Origin of the sequence: Brachybacterium sillae (assembly GCF_025028335.1) — a bacterium.
Lineage (GTDB): Bacteria > Actinomycetota > Actinomycetes > Actinomycetales > Dermabacteraceae > Brachybacterium > Brachybacterium sillae.
Genome location: NZ_JAFEUW010000001.1, coordinates 1804808 through 1823201, shown reverse-complemented (window position 1 = coordinate 1823201; position 18394 = coordinate 1804808). Strand labels below are relative to the sequence as shown.

The following is an 18394-nucleotide window of genomic DNA, read 5'->3' as shown; positions in this document are numbered from 1 at the left end:
CCCGGCATCACAGGGTGCCGGGGTCGTCGGGGTCTCGGGGCCCGTGGCGGGGCCGGACGGTCAGGCGCGGGCGGCCTCGTACCCGGCCTCCTCGACGGCCGCGAGCACAGCGGCGTCGTCGAGCGCGGACTCGGAGGTCACACGCAGGGTGCCGTCGGCGGCGCTGACCTGAATATCGGTGACGCCGGGGATCTGCTGGACCTCGGTGCGCACGGCGTTCTCGCAGTGGCCGCAGGTCATGCCGGTGACGGTGTAGTCGGTGGTGGTCATCACGATTCCTCTCTACGGGTCGGCCCCGGTGGGGCTCATCGGGCGCGACCGATGATACCTGCGATACCCGATGGGGGTATGGGAGGGTCGGCTGGACGTTACGGTGCCGGTCATGCTGCTGCGCCAGGTTCGCCGCCTCGGGGATCCACGCCCGGTCGATCTTCTGCTGCGTGACGGTCGCATCGCGCAGATCGGCCCTGACCTCAGCATCCTGCGGGACCGGTCGGCGGGGAGAGACACGGACGAGGTGATCGACGGCGGTGGGGCGGTCGTGATCCCCGGGCTGTGGGACCAGCACGTCCATGTGGGCCAGGCGGCGGAGGCTCACGGTCGGTTCGACACCACCGGGGTGCACAGCGTCGCGCAGCTGCTGACGATGGTGCGCGATGCCGTGGCTGACGCCCCGGTCGGTCCGGTGGTCGGTTTCGGGCATCGGCTCCTGGAGCTGGACGCCCCGTTGCGGGTCGCGGACCTGGACCGCGTGAGCGCCGAGAGCGTCCCCGCGGGAACGCCTGCACCGGCGGTCGTCCTGATCAGTGGAGACGCCCACCACGCCTGGGTGAACACGGCGGGCCTCGCCGCCCTGGGGCTGCCCCCGCGCTCGGGGGTGGTCGCCGAGGAGGAGTGGTTCCTGGCCGCACCGCGATTGGCGGAGCTACCGGGGCAGGCGGCCCGACGGGAGGCCGGTGTGGCGGCGTTGCAGGAACGGGCGCTCGCCCGAGGCGTCGTGGGTCTCGTGGACCTGGAGTGGAGCCGCACCTGGGAGGACTGGACGCGGCGCACGCCGCGACTGCGGGTGCGCTGTGGCGTCTACCCGGGGGATCTGGCGCAGGCTCCGGGGCCGAGCGGCCGGGTGCTGGACGCCGACGGCCTGGTGACGATGGGGCCGCTGAAGGTGATCACCGACGGCGCCCTGGGGTCACGCACCGCGTTCTGTCACGACCCCTATCCCGGGGCTGCAGGGCCGGAGGGGCGCGGGGTGCTCAGCGTCGGCACCGAGGAACTGTCCGATCTGCTGCACGCGGCCCGTTCCCGGGGCCTGCACGCGGCGATCCACGCCATCGGAGATGCGGCCGTGACCTCCGCCCTGGAGGCCCTGTCGCGCGTGCCGATGACAGCCCGGATCGAGCATGCGCAGTGGGTGCGGGATTCGGATCTGCACCGCTTCGCGATCTCCGGAGCGGTCGCGTCGGTGCAGCCGGCCCATCTGTTGGATGATCGCGATCCCAGCGAGGAGATGTTGGCGGGTCACGGCGGGGAGCTGTTCCGGCTGCGCGACCTCCTACGGGTGGGAGTGCCGCTCCTCTTCGGTTCGGATGCCCCGGTGGCACCCCTGGACCCGTGGGAGGCGATGGCGGCGGCGGTGCATCGCAGCGCGGATCATCGGCCGGCGTGGCACGACGACCAGGCCCTCCAGCCGGCCGAGGCCCTCGCAGCGTCGACCGACGGCGTCGCATCCGTGGAGGTCGGCGGACCGGCCGACCTGGTGCTGCTGGAGGACGACCTCTTCGGGGAGGTGACGCGACGGGCCGCGGCCCGTCTGCGTCACGTGCGGCCGCTGGCGACGATCGTCGCCGGTCGCCTGGCCTTCTCCCGCTGAGGCGAGTGCCCGGACGGGCAGGTCTCGCTCAGGCGGCCGACCGCCGTGGGGTGTGTCAGCGACCGAAGAGGTTCGCGAAAAAGCCCTTGGAGGCGGGCTGGGCGTCATCGGCGTGGCCATTGCACCACTGACCGGCGGGCACCTGGGCCTTCACCTGGTCGATGTGCTGGCCGCATCCGGCCCAGGTGGTCTTACCGCAGGTCTTGCAGGTGACGGGACGGCACATGGGGGTTCTCCTTCGGTGCTCAGGGCACGGGTCGTCCGCTCCGGCGGAGCAGGGATCGAAAACGTCGGTCGGTCTCCCCGGCGGGGCGATCCGTCGGGCCGACGCACCCACCATATACCCCCGGGGGCATCTGGGCAAGTACCCCCGGGGGTATTTACGATCGAGGCATGAGCACGATGACTCCCTCCCCCACCACCTCCACCGAGACTGCCTCCGATCCCCGCCACATCGTGATCGTCGGCGGCGTCGCCGGGGGCATGTCCACCGCAGCCCGGTTGCGCCGCCTGGACGAGGCCGCCCGCATCACCGTCATCGAACGCAGCGGCCACGTCTCCTTCGCGAACTGCGGTCTCCCGTACTACGTCGGCGGGGTGATCCAGCAGCGCGAGGCCCTGCTGCTGCACATCCCCGAATCCCTGGCCGCCCGGTTCGGCCTCGAGGTGCGCGTGCACACCGAGGTCACCGCCATCGACCGCGACCACCGCACGCTGACCCTGCGACGCGTGGCACCGGAGGGCACCGCAACCGGCGCCGCCACCGAGACCGGGGCCACCGAGGAGCTCCACTACGACGAGCTGGTCCTCTCCCCCGGTGCCCGGCCGCGGATCCTCCCCATCCCGGGGATCAAGCGGGCCCTGCCGCTGCGGGACATCGAGGACACCGACCGGCTGGCGGCCGCGGTCGCGCAGGCCCGCACGGCGGTGGTGATGGGCGCCGGGTTCATCGGCGTGGAGGTGGCGGAGAACCTCGCCCACCGCGGGCTCGACGTCACCGTGGTGGAGTTCGCCCCGCAGGTGCTCGCCCCGCTGGACGCCGAGATGGCCCAGATCGTCGCCGACCGGATGCGCGACCACGGAGTCGCGCTGCACCTGGGTCACGCCGTCACGGAGCTGACCGCCACCGAGGCGGCGCTCGACGACGGCACCCGTCTGCCCGCCGATCTGGTGGTCGCCGCGGTCGGGGTGCAGCCTGACACGGCCCTGGCACGGGAGGCGGGGTTGGAGATCGGGCCGAGGGGCGGCATCGTGGTCGACGACCGCCTGCGCACCAGCGACCCGCACATCTGGGCGGTGGGTGACGCGGTCGAGAAGATCGACGCACTGACCGGGGAGCCCGCCCTGGTGCCGCTGGCGAACACCGCGAACCGTCAGGGTCGGCTCTTGGCCGATGTGCTCACGGGCCGCGAGCGCACCGATCGACCGGTGCTCGGCACCTCCATCCTCGGCGTGTTCGGCCTGCAGGTGGCGGCGACCGGGTGGAACGAGCGCCGACTGCGGGCCGCCGGCCGCCCCTACCGGGCGATCCACACCCACCCGGCCTCCCACGCCGGGTACCACCCGGGGGCTGCGACGATGGCACTGAAGCTGCTGGTGGACCCGCAGACCGATGCGATCCTCGGCGCCCAGGGCGTCGGGGAGGACGGTGTGGACAAGCGCATCGACGTGATCGCCACGGCGATGGCCGGTGGCCTCACCGCCAGTGACCTCGCCGATCTGGAACTGGCGTATGCGCCGGCCTTCGGCTCCGCGAAGGACCCGGTGAACATGCTCGGGTATGTCGCCGACAACCTGCGCACCGGGCAGGAGCGCACCCTGCAGTGGCATGAGCTGCCGCAGGCCCTGTCCGACGGGGAGGTCCTGCTGGATGTGCGCAGCGCCGGGGAGCATGCGGCCTGGGCGATCCCCGGGGCGGTGAACATCCCGGTGGATGAGCTGCGTGAGCGTCTGGACGAGGTGCCCGAGGGCCCGGTGGTGGTGCACTGCGCGGTGGGCGTGCGCGGGCATATCGCCGCGCAGGTGCTCCAGGCCGCGGGCCGCGAGGTGCGCAACCTCGACGGCGGCTACCGCACCTGGTCGGTGGCGCGGGAGCTCACGGTCTGACGCGTCGACCGGCGGATGCGGGCGGGGGCCTCACCCCGGCAGCGTCCCGCTTGGTGGTGGGCTTTGTGGTGATCCTCGGTGTCTACTCGCCGGTGTCGATCGCGGCGATGTCGCCATTATCGCCGGTCTGATGGAGCTTGGCCATGGATCCTTCGGAGAGGTAGCGGCGTTCGGCGGCGACCCACTCGTCGTGCATGTCGAGCAGGATGGCGCCGACGAGCCGGATCACCGAGGCGCTGTTGGGGAAGATGCCGACCACGCGGGCGCGGCGCTTGATCTCCTTGTTGACGCGTTCGAGTGGGTTAGTCGACCAGATCTTGCGCCAGTGTTCGCGGGGGAAGGCGGTGAAGGCGAGCACCTCGACCTTGGCGTCGTCCATGAGCGGGCCGAGCTTGGGGAACCGGGCGGCGAACTCGTCTCGGGTCTTGTCCCAGGCGGCGTGCACGTCGGCGGGGGTGGGTTGGGCGAAGATCATCCGGAACGCGGCGGCCACGTAGTCGGCCTGGCCCTTGGGGACGTGGGCGAGCAGGTTGCGGGCGAAGTGGACCCGGCACCGCTGGTGTGCCACGCCCTGGAAGCACCGGTTCAGCGCTTTGACTAGGGCGTGTTGTCAAACTTTGCTGGTCAGCCAGTGGAGGGTCGCGGCGAGCGAGATGGCCGCGGCGTAGCTGCGGGCGGTCTTGCAGGTGCGCATCGCGATGCCGCGCCATTGCTTGAGCTTGGCGAAGCACCGCTCGATCACGTTGCGTCCACGGTAGACCTCGGGGTCGAAAGCGGGCGGGCGTCCGCCGGCTGAGCCGCGTCGGCGCCGGTGCGCGGCCTGGTCTTGCCGGTCGGGGATGGTGGCCTTGATGCCGCGCTCGGCGAGCCAGACCCGGTTCGCGCGGGAGGGATACCCCTTGTCCGCGAGGACCCTATCCGGGCGGGTGCGGGGCCGGCCAGGGCCTGGCCTGGGGACCCGGATCTGGTCCAGGACCTCGGGGAGCAGGCTCGTGTCGGCGGCCTGGCCGCCGGTGAGGACGAAGGCGAGCAGGCGGCCCTTCCCGTCCGAGACGGCGTGGATCTTGCAGGTCAGGCCGCCTCGGGAGCGGCCGATCGCGTGGTCGCCCGGCTCAGGCCCGAGATTCTTGTAGTTCGATGGGCCCCCCTGTGTGGCGGGGAAGGGTCGCGGCGTGCTGGTGGGCGCGCACGATCGTCGAGTCGATCGAGCACACCCAGTCCAGCTCGCCCTGCGCGTCGGCGGCCTGCTGGGCGCGCTCGAGCGCGCACGCACACACGCCGGTCTTGGCCCACCGGTCGAAGTGGCGGTAGATCGTGTTCCAGTTCCCGAACCGTTCCGGCACGTCCCGCCACGGCGACCCGGTCCGGAACTTCCACGCGACCGCTTCCGCGACCAGCCGCCGATCCATCGGCGGCCGACCCGTCGCCTTCGGCGCGGGGAAGCACGGCCCGATCAGCGCCCACACCTCGTCCGTGATCACATCTCGATCGCTCATACCGAAAGGGTGCCCCGCCGATGGCGGGACACCCTTTCACAACACACCCTAGTAGCGGTGTGCCGTCGGCCCCGTGCACGGCGAGGCGCCCGACGTAGATCGGCGGGGAACCGTCGGATGGGCTCATCCGTCCGACCACGGCGTCAAGTCGGAAGCGCTGCAGGACGCGAAGGCGTCGTCGGAAGTGGTCGACGTGCGCTTCCCGCTCCACGCGGCCCTGCGCGTCACCCGTCTGCTGCGTGAGAGCGGCCGCGAGGTTCCGCTCGGCCTCAGCGATATCGGCGGCAATGGCGTCAGCAAGGGTGTGAAAGTGGGCGTCATCGGCGCTGGTGCGTTCGGGAGCGGCCTTGGCGGCCGCTCGTGCGGGCAGGTCGAAGGTACTGGTCGGTGTCATATCTCCCCCGGGGGTGGCACGTCCTCGCGGGCCAGCCGGGCCGCGCGAGGAATCGATCCTCGCGCAACGTGGGGGCCTAGCCGCAAGCCCCCCACCAGGCGATATACTGGCATCAGCGCAGGAAGGGGAGCCCCGAGCGTGCCGCCCCACCCACTGTTCCCCCGGACGCGACACCCAACGGCATAGACGTGCCACGTTGAACACCACCCTGGGGAAACTGACGCGGCCGGCCGCGACCTTTACATCGCACCGGAAACGGTCAATCCCACATAGATGCGCAAGAAGGGTGGAGCGGCTGCGCCGCGGACGACGGGCGAATTCCCGACCCGCAGAGGGCACCGAGAATATCTCCCCACGTCTGCATTTGCAAAGAGGGTCACTCCCTACCAACCTGCGCCTGTGTTGCGTCGCCACTCTCGGGCATGGCACTGCTTGACAAGCGACGTAAAGCACCTGAACGCCAAAGCAGAATGCCGATTACAAGCTCGAGCATGCCCGCGAACACGATCACCAAGGTTGTCGCCTCCAGAGCACTGAGTGACGCTTCGGAAAAACTGTCCGCCATGAAGCCGCCGATCAGTACCGCGATCGGGTAAAGCCCTTGGCCGAGAATTCGTCGCGAACCAAACACGGCGCCCTGTATCGGAACAGGCGTGCGCTCTTGCCAGATCGCTGTCAGTGGGGCATTAGACAGCTGAACGCACAAATTCCTCATAATAAATGCCGGAACAAGCCAGAGCAAAGTGGTCATGACCGGCAATAGGACCCTTCCTGCAAGCGCGCCCACGACGATCCCGGCAATAATCAGAGAATGACGCTTAAGCCGCGACGCGAGAGCGACTACCAGGGTGGCTCCTAACAGGAGCCCCAACGCTCCTCCGATATTGACCGCAGTCAATCTCGATGACTCCACCAGATTGGATGCGCCACCGCCTGCGCCAACAAGTACGAAACCCGTCACCACCGGGGTCGAGATCCCGTTCGCGAAATTTATGCCAGCGAACGCGCCTTGCGTGCGCATCAGGTCCCCATCCGTGAGAATGAAGCGCACTCCCTCCCGAAGGCCCTTCACCGGGTTCGGAGAGCGTCGATCACTGCTTGGTCCGGCCAACGGCCACGGGATAGCCGCAACAATAGTAGCTGCACATAACGCTAACAAGCTTTCTAGAGCAAAGACAGCGGCAGGCTGCGCGAAAGAGTATACGATTGCGCCTACAATAGGTCCGGCGAATACCGGGGCGTTTTCCACCACGGAGACTATGCCGTTGATTCGAGTTAGATCCGCTTCCCTGCGGAGTACCCTCACGGACGCTTGCAGAGAGAGGCCTTGGGCAGTTGTTGCGACCGCTCCAACGAAAACTAGAAGCAACATTATCGGGAGGGGTGCCCCCTGGAACACCGATATTGCCATAAGCCCACTGGAGACAGCAATCATTACGTTCGAGATGAGAATACCTGCCTTGCGGCTGAATCCATCGAGCACTGACCCGATTGCCGGGGCGAGATAGATGGAGCATCCCATACTTAGCGCAGTTACCGCTCCCAGTGCGGCCACAGAGGAAGACGTATCAAAAACGGTAAGAGTTAACGCAAGTGCGCTGCCACTCGATGCCAGCAAAAGCACCATTTGAACCGACCATAACGTGGCGAAAACTCGGTTTCTCATGCGATCAATGAGGGGGACGACGATGCTCGCTGTGCGAAAGAAAAGGTAGAGCCTGAACGTCTCTGCATCTTACGCAGAAGCCTTGTGCGTAAGCGAGTTAACGGTTGGGTTTACGCTTGATTCCACAAGCTGGCCGTACATTGCGCACCGGTCGGTCAGTTCTCCCACGCGAAATGCTCCAAGCGGCGAGAAGCAGTCGATGTTGTCCTCCAGCGCCACAGAAAGCTCGCGGGCTGATCGAAGGCCTGCAAGGGCTGCCTCGCTAAATGCGCGCCGTTCGACGTCGGAGAGATCAGGCCGGCGTAAGACCCTGTACCTCCAGGCAAGCAGATTTGTGTAGACGGTCGCTGCGTGCAGGACGCGATCTATCTGCCACCTTTGAGGGGTTCCGTCAAAATTCCGCCGCCAAGAAATATCCACTTCGGGGCTGTCGTCGGACCGATACCGCTCTGCGAGTAGTTGTTGGGTCAGTAGCTGATGGTTGACATATTGATGCACAGATTCGTGGAAAATGTTCTCGGCAAGCAGGAGTGCCGACGATTCTGCAATTACGGTTAGCGGAGGTATGTGGCGCCCGGCTATACCTGAGAGGAAGGACATCTGCGGGAAATCCGGGACAGTGCACGACGTGATCGGACGGTCGCAATTCGGTGCTGGCCGCACGTAAGCGAGAGCCGGCGAATAGGCATGCACAATGGGGAACACGGAGTCATCTTCCGCAAGGAGTGTAAGAGCCTGTTCGAGTAGAGCACGAAAGGCGGGGGTCGGTTTCTGCACAGTGTGGCCCTCTAGCGCGACCGCGCGATCGAGGGTGCCACCTTCGCTGCGTGACCATACTAGGAAAAATTCGCTGCCTGCAATCGTAAGCAGGTCGAATTGAGCATCTTCAAGTATCGGTTCTACTGGCGAGTCCGTCAAGAAAGCGTGGAGCTTCAAAGGAGAGAACGGCATGAAGGCTTCGTTGAAGCCTATTGATGGTGCGACCTCAGCCCGGGTTACCACGCCCGGCAGGCTAGTCCTGTGAAGCAAAGCGTTATTCATGCCACCCTACATTCTATGTGGTTTAATGTACTATTGCCAGAAGCGGGGCGACACACCTATGTCGGTTGCTCTATAATCACCCATTGCCTCTAGCTTCTGGAAAGTAGTTCCGGCGTCTGGCACTAGCTCTTCAAGCCTATCCACCATGAATTGAATTTGTGCTAAGGGGTCCCCCGAGAACTGGGGTACTAGTTCGTCAAGCCTTCGCCGAATAGCTACGAGTTTGTTCCTAGCGCTCCGCCTTCCCGCAGACTGCAGCTGGCTCGTCGGTATAACGCGTGACAATCTCTCGATGCGCTCATCTGGGCTGAGAGAGGGGTCGGGAAGAAGCTCGATCAGACGAATGCTCACTGCGGTGAGCTGTCGGACCACATCGTCGTGCGGCTCATGGGCAGTGTTTTGATAATCCGAATCATCGAAGACTCGACGCTTGGGCAATGGGGGGCCGGGCGCCCCGAACCGCAAAGTATATTCATGATCATGCATAGCGGCCTAAAGTGGTGGCTCGGGTAGGGAGGTCTCGTCAATATTGCGCGGGAACGTTGTATTGAAAGCCAGTGCAAGGAGGATGACGCGCTCGCCGGCTACAAGTGGCGTCCGGCCGTGTGGCGTAAAAGCGCCGTCGAAGATTAGGAAGTCTCCAGGCATAAGTACGTACTTCTCATAGCCGTGGTGGCCAATGAATACTGTGCCACTACCGTCCGAACCGTCGGGCACGCCCTCGTGCTTGACGCATAGCAACATGTTCACTTCGCCGAAACTGAAATCGTCGAGGTGGAAATCGAGCTTCTCGCCTGCGTTCAAATATGCAATGTACGTACCGCCGTGAGGTTCAGTCACCTTCAGACCGGTGTGCGCCTCAATGACGCTGGGGATTGCGAAAGAATCCAAGAAGTCGTAGCCGGCTTGGCCGACGACGGCGTTCCACTTGCCGTTGTGGAGGTATCCTTTGCTCTCGAGAGTTTCTTCCGCCTCGGTGCTGAGCTCGCGCAAGGACTCGGGTGTGAATACATCCGCAGACTGCACGAACGTAGACGGCACACGTTCGAGCGCACGGAGCTCACGCACGGGCGTTTTTATGTCAGGGAATACTGCATCCCATTGAGTTGCCCCCGACCAAACGTGGGTGCGCTGGCGGAACCAATAGCTCCAACGCTGGCTCCATGTAAGGTCGGGGGCATTCGTAGCGCTCATATCGTGTATCTCTAGCGCTCAGTCCTCAGAGATGACCTTCGGCTCAGGCACCATGTGGTCGAGGCGCCGGGTGAGCCGTGAGACGTCCGGCTTTTCGGTGGCTGTCACTTCGTTGGTCTGGTCCTGCGACTCGTTCTGCGGGGTATCAGTGTTGTTCGGCATCGGCATCTCCTTGTGGTGGTTGGGATTGGTACTGTAGCGGATGGCCAAGCCGTTTTTCGCCGCCACTCGGGCACAGCCCCTGGGGCTCTCCTCGCGTCGCCGCTACCGGTGGGCCGGAGGCCGGATCCGCGACTACTGGGACGAGACCTTGGGGGATCCGCTGAGTGGCCGGGCCGATGGGTGGACCAGTCCCGACGAAGAGTCTGCCTTGCTCGCCACTCTGGGCCGGGCGCGCACGCCTCGCATGACCAACGTGCTGAGCACGATCGCCGCGGACCAGGATGCGATCATCCGGGCGAGCTCACGTCGGCCACTCGTGGTCGATGGCGGGCCCGGCACTGGCAAGACCGTCGTCGCCCTCCACCGGGTCGCCTACCTGCTGTACAGCGTTCCCCGCCTGCGGGACCAGCGCGGCGGGGTGCTGTTCGTCGGGCCCCACCAGCCCTATCTGGCCCTTCCCAGTTGAGCGTGGTTGAGGCGTCGGTCACCGACGGCGTGGCGAGGGCTGGATAGAGCACGAGGCCTTCAAGGATCAGGAGCGACCAAACAACCTGATCTGATGAAGGCCTCGCGTGACTCACTGTACGTGTGCGCCTGCGTTCGCTGCCGCCTCTGACGGCTGGTGTCCGCGGGCAGATGAACTGTTCGGTGTCGAGGGCATGCACCTCCTCGGTGTGACGACCCTGGATGAGGGCACCGTGCGGGTCGATGTCGAAACCGATGTGGACCTGACCGGCTGCCCTGACTGCGGAGTGGTCGCGGTGGGCCATGGCCGCCGGGTCCAGGTCCTCCACGACGCGCCGTGCTTCGGCCGGCCGGTGCGGGTGTGGTGGCGCAAGCGGATCTGGCGCTGCCCGGAGCCGTCGTGCCCGCGGTCGACGTGGACCGAGGAGCATCCCTACGCACCGGCTCGGGCCAAGCTCACCACGCGGGCCACCGCTTGGGCGGTCGACGCGCTGCGCCACGACGACACCACCGTGTCCGCGATCGCCCGACACCTTGGGGTCGCGTGGGACACCTGCTGGTCGGCGATCAAGACCGCCGCGCAGACCCGGATCGCGGACCCGGCCCGGCTGGGGAGCATCAAGACCATCGGCGTCGACGAGCACATCTGGCGTCCCTCGAGGATCTCGAGCATCGACAAGGCGGTCACGGTGATGGTCGACCTGACCCGCGACGACTTCTGGACCGAGTTCCTCCGCAGCCTGCGCGAACGCGGTCTGACGATCTCCACGCCCGCTTCCCCCGAGGGCGTGCTTATGGTGACCAGCGACGCGCACTCCGGGTTGAAGCACGCGATCAAAGCCGTGCTGCCCGGCGCGTCATGGCAGCGCTGCCGGGTCCATTTCGCCCGCAACATCACCCAGGCCCTGGGCTCTGCGCGTTCCAAGCCCGTCAACGCCCTGGTCTCCACGATCTTCGCCCAGACCAGCCCGGAGACCGTCAGGGAGACGTATCAGCAGGTCACTGCCTCGCTCGAGAACTCCTTCCCCCAGGTCGCGGCGATGCTGAAGGACGCCGAAGCAGACCTGACCGCGTTCGCTGCGTTCCCGATCGAGCACTGGCGCAAGATCTGGTCGAACAACCCCATCGAGCGGGTGAACCGCGAGATCAAGCGCCGCGCAGACGTGGTCCAGATCTTCCCTAGCCGAGACTCCGCCACCCGCCTCGTCGGCGCTGTTCTCCAAGACCAGCACGAGGAATGGCAGTACGGCGAGCGTCGTTACATCAGTGACATCTCCCTACGCCGCCTCGCCGACATACTCACCACCGACACCCCCGAGAACAACAGCCGGCTCCTCATGACCGCCTGACCCAAAAGCCACCACTCAAAGGGACTTGACCCCTCACCCCGCCATCGGGGACCGCCCGGCCTCACCCGGTCGGGCGGTCCTCTCGTGCGACGCCCGACTCGGCGTCGAGACGCTGCACGTCGGCGAGAGCGGCCCCGTCACCGCGCTGGGACGTCGGCACCACCGAGAGGGTGCCGTCGGTCTCGAGGCACACCGCGGCCACCTGGTCGAAGCCGCCGATGCCCTGCGACCGCACCGCCTGCCGCACTTCGTCCTCAGTCAGTCGGGCGCGCCGAAGTGCCTCCGGGAGCAGACGGCCCTCGTGGAGGATCATGAGCGGTTCGGCGCGGATCAGCGACGACCGCGTCCCGCGGCGGGAGGTCACCCAGGACACGGCGACCTGCAGCACCAGCAGCAGAGCGAACGCCAGCAGCCCCGCCGCGAGCGTGGTGCTGGACGAGGTGATGGTCGAGGCAAGGATCGAGCCGAGCGCCACGGTGACGATGAGGTCGAACGCGTTGAGTTTGGCCAGGGACCGTTTACCACTCAGCCTCAACGCCAGCACGACTCCCGCGTAGGCGAGCGGGGTGAGCAGGAGGATGCGTCCGAGGGTCGCGAGGTCGGGGACGAACATGGGGTTCAGTGTGGCCCACCTTGGCGAGGCGCTGAACACAGGATCGGTGACACCTCGGCCCGCCGGTTCTGGTTGACTGCGGATATGAGTTCCGAGGTCCTGACCCCCCTGCCCGGTCCTCCCGAGCAGCCGGGACGGTTCCCGGTGGTGGCGGAACCCCACCGCATCCACCGGGCCTCTCTGCTGCGGCGGATGCTGCGACCGTTCTGGGTGGTGCCGGCTCTCATCACCCTGGCAGCCCTCCTCCTGGGCCTCACCCTGCCGCTCGCGGACGGCCTCTTCGACCACCGGATCGGTATTGCCTTCCGAGGCGGGCCGGAGGGTGCACGCAGCGTCCTCGGCACCGTGGCCAGCGCGATGCCTCCGTCACGGGACTGGTCTTCTCGATCACCATGGTGGTGATGCAGCTGGCCAGCACTCAGTTCAGCCCCCGGATCCTGCAGGACTTCCTCTCCACCCGGATCACGCAGTGGACCCTCGGCCTGTTCGTGGCGTCCTTCGTCTACGCCCTCACCGTGCTGCGGGAGGTGCGTGACGACGCCGACGGAGCCGAGGCCTTCGTGCCGCAGCTCTCGGTGACCTTCGCGTACGTCCTCGTCCTCGCCGCCTTCGCGCTGTTCCTCGCGTTCATCCGCACGATCATGACGTTGATCCAGGTCTCGGCCGTCATCAGCCGCGTGGGCCATGGCACCCTGCGCTCTGTGGAGCGGGAGTTCCTCGACCCCGACGAGGACCTCGCCACGGGCGAGTGGGCTCCGGTGGGCCGGTGGCGCGAGGTTAGCCTCGACGACCGCCACGGTCACATCTCCGAGATCGACGAGGGACGGATCTGCGCCGTGGCGAGCGACCATGACCTCCGGGTCGCGATGCAGGTGTGCCCGGGGGACTTCGTGGCGCCGGGGACCGTGATCGCCCAGGTGTGGTCGGACGAGGACGCTTCCGAGGAGACGTGGGAGGACCAGAACCGGTCCCTCTGCGCGGGGGTGGCGCTGAGCCCGGAGCGCAGCCTGATGCAGGACCCGGCCTTCGGGGTGCGGCAGCTCGTCGACATCGCCGAGCGGGCTCTCTCCCCCGGGATCAACGACCCCACCACTGCGGTGCAGGTGCTCACCGAGTTGCGCATCATCCTGGGTGAGGCCGTCCGACGCCAGAACCCGCCGCGGGTGGTCCTGGACGACGCCGGGCGATCTCGCGTCCTGCGGAAGGTGGTGACGGTCGAGGATCTCCTGCGCCTCGCGACGGAGGAGATCGCCCACTACGGCGCCGATTCGGTGCAGATCCCGCAGGCCCTCGCTCTGATGCTCACCGAGCTGGAGGAGGTGGCCCTCCCCCAGCACCGTGACGCGCTGGCCCGTGTCCGAGCGGCCTGCCGCCGGACCACGACGACCACCCAGGAGGCGTGATGGACCTTCCCCCGATCACCACGCGGGCCGTCCTGATCGGCCTCGCCATTCTCGCCGTGGGATGGCTGATCGGGCGGGTGCTGGCCCGCGCGACCCGGTGGGTGTTGGTGCGCCGTGGACGCAGCGCCAGCGCCGGTCAGGTCTTCGGCGGTCTCGTGGGGGCCGGTCTCACCGTCGTCGCGCTGGCGGCGGCGGTGACGGTGGTGTTCCCGAGCGTCCGCCCCGTGGACGTGTTCGGGGGCATCGGCGTCGTCTCCATCGCCGCCGGTATCGCGTTCCAGACGGTGCTGGGCAACATGTTCGCCGGGATGATCATTCTGGCGCGGGACCGGTTCCGTGTCGGTGATCAGATCAGCGTCGGGGACCACGCCGGAACCGTGGTGGAGATGGGGCTCTCCTCGACGGCGCTCCGCACCTTCGACGGTCGCCTGGTGCTGCTGCCGAACCAGACGCTGCATTCGGAGGCCGTCATGGTCCAGACGGGGTTCAGCGCCGTACGCTCCACCGTGCGCGTGGACGTGGAAGCCGCGAACGATCTGGCCCGCACGCGGGAGATCGCGGTGGGGGCCATGGCCGCGCTGCCGCAGGTCCTGCAGGATCCTCCGCCCCAGGCCCTGCTCACCGAGGTCGGGGTGACGACGGTCGGGATGGACCTGCGCTTCTGGTCCGGTGCCCGTCAGATGGAGACGAAGGAGGCCATCGACGCGGTGATCGCGGCGGTGCTGACCGCGTTCGAGCGCGAGGGGGTCGCGACGGGTGATGACGTCCGGGTCGTCGACGCAGGACCACGGCTGAGGCAGGAGCTGGCGGACCTGCGGGAGGTCGCCTCGTCCTTCACCACGCCGACTCCACCTTCAGATGGACGCGCCCGGTCAGGGGCGGATCAGCCGCAGGAACGCACCGACCATCGGCAGATCCGCCGCTGAGGTGGGCAGTACGTCCGCCAGGGCCGGGGAGTGCACCAGGTAGGCGGCCCACTGGCCCCGGGAGATCGACACGTTCAACCGGTTGCGGCTGAGCAGGAAGTCGAGGCCCCTCGGCACCTCGGTGGCGCTGGAGGCCGCCATGGTGAGGATCGCGACGGCGGCCTCCCGTCCCTGGAACCTGTCGACGGTGCCGACGGTGGTGCCGGTGAGTCCGGCCTCATCGAGGGCACGCCGGACGGTGGCGACCTGGGCGTTGTACGGCGCGACGACGATGATGTCGTCCGCCCGCAGCGGCCGCGGCGACTCCCCGGGGCCGGGAGTCCAGCCCCGGCCGAGGAGGTCGCGGGCGATCCGCACCACCTCCTCTGCCTCTTCCGGGGAGGCGACGGCGTTGCCGTCGTGGGTCACTGGCACCGGGTGCAGGCCCGGGGCGATGCCCTCGAGGTGACGCGCGTCGGTGACATCGGCGCGGGCGCCGAGCTGCCCGCCGTAGGACAGGCGCGAGACCTCGGTGGTCAGCGCGGAGTGCATCCGCCAGGTGGTGTCGAGGAAGAACCCGCGGTCGGGCCGCAGCACCGGGTCGTCTTCCAGAAGCCACGCCAGGGCGGCATCCCCGACGGGCTGCGGATGCGTGCCCTGGGTGACCTGCGGCAGCTGCTGGGGGTCCCCGAGCAGCAGCAGACGGTGGGCACGCACGGAGCCGGCAAGGGTGTTGGCCAGCGAGAACTGCCCGGCCTCGTCGATGACGAGCAGGTCCAGTTCGGGGGAGTTCTCCTTCGCGAACGTCCAGGCGGTGCCGCCGAGCACCCAGCCCCCGGCTTGGTCGAAGAAGCGGCGGGATGCCGCCGTGGGGGTCAGATCGGTCCAGGGGATGCCGGTCGCGTCCGACCCGCTTTTGGACGTCTTCCCCACTCGCTCTGCGGGCACACCGATGCCCACGAGCTTCGTCAGGAAGTTCTCGATGACCGCATGGGACTGGGCGGTGACCCCGATCCGCCACCCCTGCTCGACCAGGGCTTTCACGGCGTGACTGCCGACGTGGGTCTTCCCGGTGCCGGGCGGGCCCTGCACGGCGACATAGGAGTCGGGGATCGCCCGGAGCGCCTCGACCACCGCCTCCCAGGGCTCCCTGTGGGATGCAGGGGCGGCGCCCGGGATGGCCTGTCCGGTGGCACCGCCCGGGACCTGTCGGGTCGCACGGACCTCCCCCGCGATCTGCGCCAGCGGGCGGCCGAGGCTGTGAGGGGTGCGGCGCGCGAGCACCTCACTGCCCGCGATGGTCAGCAGGCCGGTGACGTCATGCTCGGTGACGTCCATCGGCAGATGCCCGAACTCGAGGGTGCCTTCGGCGATCTGCCGCAGCCGCTGCTGGAGGGATCCGGAGGGCACGATCTGGTGGGCGAACGCCGCCATCGGCAGCTCGGAATGCTCGCCGGCGTCCTTGCCCAGCCGCTCTCGGATCACCACCAGGGAGGTGCCGTCGGGAAGGTCCTCGACGTCCTCGACCCTGCCGCGGCTGTCGATCCAGCGGAGGGCGTTCGGCTGCAGCTTGTCGCGATGCTCGGCGGGGATGTCCTCATAGACGGTGCGGACCTCGGCCCCGGGGGTGATGCTGCTGCCGGGTTCGAGGGTGCCGCGCATCCGCAGCACCCTCTGGCGGGTACGGGCCCGGGGTGGGGTGTGCCAGTCCTCGAGGATCTCGACCCGGTCCGCCACCAGGTTCGCCCGTGGATCCTGCCATTCGTCGACCGGGGAGATGGCGCGGTCGAAGAACGCCCACCACTGGGGTTTGGCCTCCCGCTGGTGGAATCCGAGCGCGGCGGCGAGCAGGGCGAGCCCCCGCTGTTCGTCGTCGAGCTCGTCGTCAGGCAGCGGGATCTCCTCCCCCGTCACCGGGTCGGGCCGGGCCGGGAGCATCTGCAGCAGGAGGCGCTCCAGATCCCCGTCCTCATCGGCGAACGGCGGTTCCTCGTCCACCGACCACACAGGGGCGTCGGTGTCCTCCACGTCGGCTTCGTCGTCCTCGTCGACGGGGTCCTTCGCCTTGGCGGCCTCCCGCAGCAGCCAGTCCCGCAGTCGCGCGGTCGAGACGCAGTCGTACCGGTTGTAGTCCTCGATACCGGCGCGCAGTCGCGCCGCCCCGACCTCATCCCCGGCCTCACGGGCGAGGGTGTAGGCGTGGTACTCGGTGACGGAGTCCGCCGCCGTGGTGACGCCGTCCTCGCTGCGATGGTCCGACCCCATATACAGCGGTTCCAGCTTCTTGATCGAGTAGCTGACCACGCCCGCCCGCAGTGACCCCCGCACCACCGAGTACAGGTCGATGAACAGTCCGGCACGCAGCCAGGAGTCGAGTTCCCGCTCCCCCACCCCGTGCCGCACCGTGAGGCGTTTCAGGGCGGTGACCTCGTAGGGCGCGTAGTGGTAGATCCGCATGTCCGGGTGGGTCAGGCGCCGCATCTCCACCGTCTCCACGAACCGCTCCAGCGCGGCGCGCTCCTCGGCCCGGCTGTCGGCCCACAGCCCGGTGAAGAGGAAGTCGTCGAAGCGGGTGGCGGCGGTGTCCCCGTCGGGTGTCTCCACCCAGCCCCACAGGTACTCCAGGCCCTCCATCGCCCCGGACTCGGCCGTCCACAGCGGGTCGCCCTCGAAGTCGAAGAACATGTCCCCCGGACTGGGGGCGGGCAGGTCCCGGATCATCGTGGTGTCGGTGAGGACGAACGGCGGGGTGCCGTCGGGCCGGGTGGGTTGCAGCTGCAGGGATGCCTGCTCGCGCAGTCCACGCCAGGTGCGCTCGGGCATGTCGGCCGGGGCGGCGGTGGAGGCGGCGAGGTCCTCGATGGTGGTGATGCCGGCGGCCCGCAGACGGGTGCGCTGCAGGCGAGTGGCGCCGGCGGTGAGCAGCACGTCGCGATGTGCGGCGATGGCCTCGGTGCAGGCCTCGCACTGACCGCACACGCCCAGGCGGTCATCACCCCAGCGGGCCGGTTCCCCGGAGGCGACGTGCTCACGCAGCCGCCGCGTCAGACGCTCGCGCTGGTGGCGGTAGACGGGGATGATCTCGTCGAGATCGGCGACCACCTCGGTGTCATCCCCCAGCCACAGCACCCCGTCGCGGGTGTGGGGGATGCCGAGCCGGTCGAGTTGGTCGGCGTAGGCGGCGATCTGCAGCAGGGCGGTGACCCGGGCGTGCCGGGCAAGTTTCGTATCCACCACCCGGTACGCACCGTGCGGATGGTCGGCGTCGACGATCCGCACCAGGAAATCCGCCAGGCCCCCGAACTCCCCGTCATGGAGCATCGCCTGGAACACCACCGCGATGCCGGACCTCAGCGCGGCAGCGGCCTGCTCGGCACGGTGCGCGATCCCGTCCGGGGTGTAGTGCTCGGGTCGCGGCAGCTGCACCACCTGATCCGCCCCGTACTGGGCGATCAGGCGCTGCAGGGCGCGCTGCTCATGCGTGTCACCGAGCGCGGAGACCCGCTCCAGGAAGGCATCCTCCTGCTCCAGACGCGGAGCGCGCCCCAGCTTCGGATCCACACTCAGACGCAGCCACCCGTACTCGCAGGTGGCGGCTGCCGTGAGATCCGACGGGCTCAGCATGAACCGGGTGCGGTCGGGCGCGAAGGTCACCATGGCGCCACTGTAGGGCGGGGGCCCGACAGCCGAGGCGGTCGTCCCCGGTCGGGAAGGCGTGGTATCACTCCGG

14 protein-coding genes and 5 pseudogenes are annotated in these 18394 nt (G+C 67.9%); 8 read left to right on the top strand and 11 right to left on the bottom strand.

What is annotated here, in order from left to right; translation table 11 throughout:
• Window positions 1-60: 60 nt before the first annotated feature.
• Window positions 61-270 carry a heavy-metal-associated domain-containing protein gene (locus JSY14_RS08405; protein ID WP_259558299.1) on the bottom strand — a complete coding sequence of 70 codons (210 nt, stop codon included), beginning with the start codon at window positions 268-270 and terminating at the stop codon, window positions 61-63.
• Window positions 271-382: 112 nt separating this feature from the next.
• Between JSY14_RS08405 and JSY14_RS08400 the strand changes: the two genes are divergently transcribed.
• On the top strand, window positions 383-1870 hold the full coding sequence (locus JSY14_RS08400; RefSeq protein ID WP_259558298.1) for an amidohydrolase: 1488 nt from the start codon (window positions 383-385) through the stop codon (window positions 1868-1870).
• A 55-nt stretch (window positions 1871-1925) separates the two neighbouring features.
• Here JSY14_RS08400 and JSY14_RS08395 read toward each other — a convergent pair whose 3' ends face one another.
• Window positions 1926-2096, bottom strand: coding sequence for a DUF8730 family Cys-rich protein (locus JSY14_RS08395; protein ID WP_259558297.1), 171 nt, complete (start codon window positions 2094-2096; stop codon window positions 1926-1928).
• Window positions 2097-2272: 176 nt separating this feature from the next.
• Between JSY14_RS08395 and JSY14_RS08390 the strand changes: the two genes are divergently transcribed.
• Entirely contained in the window at window positions 2273-3976 is a 1704-nt protein-coding gene (locus JSY14_RS08390) for an FAD-dependent oxidoreductase (RefSeq protein ID WP_259559635.1), read from the top strand.
• An 82-nt stretch (window positions 3977-4058) separates the two neighbouring features.
• Here the strand turns inward: JSY14_RS08390 and JSY14_RS08385 are convergent.
• From JSY14_RS08385 to JSY14_RS08360, 7 genes and pseudogenes are all read right to left on the bottom strand, one after another.
• A pseudogene (locus JSY14_RS08385) lies at window positions 4059-4586 on the bottom strand (transposase); the annotation flags it as partial.
• Window positions 4587-5472, bottom strand: a protein-coding gene (locus JSY14_RS08380; protein ID WP_259558296.1) for an IS5 family transposase whose coding sequence is annotated in 2 segments (ribosomal slippage) — window positions 4587-5123 and window positions 5125-5472 — 885 coding nt in all. Because the reading frame shifts where the segments join, the coding sequence is not laid out codon by codon here.
• A gap of 61 nt (window positions 5473-5533) precedes the next feature.
• Window positions 5534-5866, bottom strand: a pseudogene (locus tag JSY14_RS12630) (AAA family ATPase); the annotation flags it as partial.
• Between the two features lie 376 nt (window positions 5867-6242).
• Window positions 6243-7532 carry an MFS transporter gene (locus tag JSY14_RS08375; RefSeq protein ID WP_259558294.1) on the bottom strand — a complete coding sequence of 430 codons (1290 nt, stop codon included), beginning with the start codon at window positions 7530-7532 and terminating at the stop codon, window positions 6243-6245.
• A gap of 69 nt (window positions 7533-7601) precedes the next feature.
• Window positions 7602-8573 carry a hypothetical protein gene (locus tag JSY14_RS08370; RefSeq protein ID WP_259558293.1) on the bottom strand — a complete coding sequence of 324 codons (972 nt, stop codon included), beginning with the start codon at window positions 8571-8573 and terminating at the stop codon, window positions 7602-7604.
• Between the two features lie 492 nt (window positions 8574-9065).
• Entirely contained in the window at window positions 9066-9566 is a 501-nt protein-coding gene (locus tag JSY14_RS08365) for a hypothetical protein (RefSeq protein ID WP_259558292.1), read from the bottom strand.
• Between the two features lie 219 nt (window positions 9567-9785).
• Entirely contained in the window at window positions 9786-9929 is a 144-nt protein-coding gene (locus tag JSY14_RS08360; RefSeq protein ID WP_259558291.1) for a hypothetical protein, read from the bottom strand.
• A 43-nt stretch (window positions 9930-9972) separates the two neighbouring features.
• On the opposite strand from JSY14_RS08360, the pseudogene JSY14_RS08355 reads away from it, so the two are divergent.
• The 3 pseudogenes from JSY14_RS08355 to JSY14_RS08345 all read left to right on the top strand — a co-directional run.
• Window positions 9973-10383: pseudogene (locus tag JSY14_RS08355) on the top strand (AAA family ATPase); the annotation flags it as partial.
• 205 nt (window positions 10384-10588) lie between these two features.
• Window positions 10589-10957 (top strand): annotated as a pseudogene (locus tag JSY14_RS08350) (helix-turn-helix domain-containing protein); the annotation flags it as partial.
• Between the two features lie 135 nt (window positions 10958-11092).
• Window positions 11093-11743 (top strand): annotated as a pseudogene (locus JSY14_RS08345) (IS256 family transposase); the annotation flags it as partial.
• A 61-nt stretch (window positions 11744-11804) separates the two neighbouring features.
• On the opposite strand, the gene JSY14_RS08340 reads toward JSY14_RS08345, so the two are convergent.
• The gene (locus JSY14_RS08340; RefSeq protein WP_259558290.1) at window positions 11805-12356 is read right to left on the bottom strand and encodes a DUF421 domain-containing protein; all 552 of its coding nucleotides are present in this window, start codon (window positions 12354-12356) and stop codon (window positions 11805-11807) included.
• An 84-nt stretch (window positions 12357-12440) separates the two neighbouring features.
• Between JSY14_RS08340 and JSY14_RS08335 the strand changes: the two genes are divergently transcribed.
• From JSY14_RS08335 to JSY14_RS08325, 3 genes are read left to right on the top strand one after another with little or no spacing between them, the layout of a single operon-like run.
• A complete protein-coding gene (locus JSY14_RS08335) occupies window positions 12441-12758 on the top strand; it encodes a DUF2254 domain-containing protein (RefSeq protein WP_259558289.1) in 318 nt (105 codons plus the stop codon).
• Window positions 12758-13759: a DUF2254 domain-containing protein gene (locus JSY14_RS08330; protein ID WP_259558288.1), complete on the top strand. Its 1002-nt coding sequence runs from the start codon at window positions 12758-12760 to the stop codon at window positions 13757-13759. The genes JSY14_RS08335 and JSY14_RS08330 overlap by 1 nt, the downstream gene beginning before the upstream one ends.
• Window positions 13759-14685, top strand: a complete 927-nt coding sequence (locus tag JSY14_RS08325) for a mechanosensitive ion channel family protein (protein WP_259558287.1) — start codon at window positions 13759-13761, stop codon at window positions 14683-14685. The genes JSY14_RS08330 and JSY14_RS08325 overlap by 1 nt, the downstream gene beginning before the upstream one ends.
• On the opposite strand, the gene JSY14_RS08320 is transcribed toward JSY14_RS08325, so the two are convergent.
• The gene (locus tag JSY14_RS08320) at window positions 14632-18321 is read right to left on the bottom strand and encodes a TM0106 family RecB-like putative nuclease (RefSeq protein WP_259558286.1); all 3690 of its coding nucleotides are present in this window, start codon (window positions 18319-18321) and stop codon (window positions 14632-14634) included. The two genes, JSY14_RS08325 and JSY14_RS08320, sit on opposite strands and share 54 nt — an antisense overlap.
• Window positions 18322-18394: the final 73 nt, after the last annotated feature.

Excerpts from the sequence above, each read along its gene's own strand:
- JSY14_RS08375 (WP_259558294.1), bottom strand. The coding sequence starts at position 7,532 with ATGAGAAACCGAGTTTTCGCCACGTTATGGTCGGTTCAAATGGTGCTT.
- JSY14_RS08320 (WP_259558286.1), bottom strand. The coding sequence starts at position 18,321 with ATGGTGACCTTCGCGCCCGACCGCACCCGGTTCATGCTGAGCCCGTCG.
- JSY14_RS08400 (WP_259558298.1), top strand. The coding sequence starts at position 383 with ATGCTGCTGCGCCAGGTTCGCCGCCTCGGGGATCCACGCCCGGTCGAT.
- JSY14_RS08370 (WP_259558293.1), bottom strand. The coding sequence starts at position 8,573 with ATGAATAACGCTTTGCTTCACAGGACTAGCCTGCCGGGCGTGGTAACC.
- JSY14_RS08325 (WP_259558287.1), top strand. The coding sequence starts at position 13,759 with ATGGACCTTCCCCCGATCACCACGCGGGCCGTCCTGATCGGCCTCGCC.
- JSY14_RS08405 (WP_259558299.1), bottom strand. The coding sequence starts at position 270 with ATGACCACCACCGACTACACCGTCACCGGCATGACCTGCGGCCACTGC.
- JSY14_RS08335 (WP_259558289.1), top strand. The coding sequence starts at position 12,441 with ATGAGTTCCGAGGTCCTGACCCCCCTGCCCGGTCCTCCCGAGCAGCCG.
- JSY14_RS08360 (WP_259558291.1), bottom strand. The coding sequence starts at position 9,929 with ATGCCGAACAACACTGATACCCCGCAGAACGAGTCGCAGGACCAGACC.
- JSY14_RS08330 (WP_259558288.1), top strand. The coding sequence starts at position 12,758 with ATGCAGCTGGCCAGCACTCAGTTCAGCCCCCGGATCCTGCAGGACTTC.
- JSY14_RS08395 (WP_259558297.1), bottom strand. The coding sequence starts at position 2,096 with ATGTGCCGTCCCGTCACCTGCAAGACCTGCGGTAAGACCACCTGGGCC.
- JSY14_RS08390 (WP_259559635.1), top strand. The coding sequence starts at position 2,273 with ATGACTCCCTCCCCCACCACCTCCACCGAGACTGCCTCCGATCCCCGC.
- JSY14_RS08340 (WP_259558290.1), bottom strand. The coding sequence starts at position 12,356 with ATGTTCGTCCCCGACCTCGCGACCCTCGGACGCATCCTCCTGCTCACC.